Raw genomic sequence first — 1170 nt, forward strand, 5'->3', positions numbered from 1 at the left:
GCATCAACCGGTAAGGTGAAAAGTCATCACCGGTGAGTTGTTGCAGCCGACGGTTGTATTGCTCAATCAGTTCGGAGAGTGGCAGCCTGTTATCTTTTTCACTAAGCGTATTAAGCAGTAAATTTCTGGCCTGGTCGAAAGCATCTTTATCCTTGATACCCAGACGCATGTAATCCCTGAAGGGGGGCAAAGCGGGCAAATTCCGGAGTTTTTTCACCAGCCCTTCTTCAACCGGAGGATGACGGGCTATTAACTGCCCCTGTTCATCCTTTTCAAGCACAAGTTTGACGCGGTGGTCTGACTGTGACCACAGGACATTGCCCTCAGCGGGCAGGGTGCCGGTCCATTTGCGGCCAAAGCCATCCACCATCACTATGGCGTTACGGACAGTGATTCGTTTTGTCCGGATTTCACCAAAGAGTTTTCTGGCGAAATCTTCTACAGGGTAATGCTCACCGATGGCGTTGGTGCCGCAGCCCAGGACACTGATGGTGTGGACAAACCGACCGCCGGTTACGCGCTTGAGCACATCGGCCAGTTGCTCAACTGTTTTCCCGGTCAGGACAAACTTGTCAGAACCGGTCTTTTGATCTTGAACTTTTCTACCATGGCCAACAATAATAAGTCGTGTGTCGTCTTTAAGAAAGTTGGTCTGCAATGTCTTAAGATTGATGTTATTGCCTGTTTCCGGATCAATCAAAGTGCCATCAGGCTCCAGTCGCATCAGTCGGCTGAAATCGGGCTGGTATTTATTCTTCAGGTATAAGCTGGCTTTGGCTTGATTCCCGGTGTTACCCAGCTGGAGAATAATCTGGTTTTTGTAACGGCTGTCTTGCTCAGCGTTCAGGGCATAACGCACAGTTTTATCAGAATCGGCGAGCCAGCTACTGGACTGTTGATCCGTATCCGTACTCACTAAATCAATCTTTGCTAATGGATTAATTTGCGTGAAATAGGATTTTTTTTGGTCATCAGAAAGATCCTCCCCTGAATAAAAATCAGTGAAATATTTCTTTATGACCTCACTAATCAAATTTGGCCCTGATAATGCTAGCGTCGATCCGGATCCATACAGTATTCCATCACTTCGGTAGCCAACTAAATAACCGGCGGTGTTTTTACTGATTCCCAATTCATTGGCCACTGATTTTATCGTTTCAGTGATATCGG

The 1170-nt window shown here is 47.0% G+C and carries 1 protein-coding gene; it reads right to left on the reverse strand.

The genetic code is table 11. The features are described from left to right. Positions 1-916: C80 family cysteine peptidase (locus KDK19_RS15925; RefSeq protein WP_257292342.1), on the reverse strand; the 916-nt coding region annotated here is incomplete at its 3' end. Between the last annotated feature and the right edge of the window lie 254 nt (positions 917-1170).

Origin of the sequence: Endozoicomonas sp. ONNA1 (genome assembly GCF_024606325.1) — a bacterium.
Taxonomy (GTDB): domain Bacteria; phylum Pseudomonadota; class Gammaproteobacteria; order Pseudomonadales; family Endozoicomonadaceae; genus Endozoicomonas_A.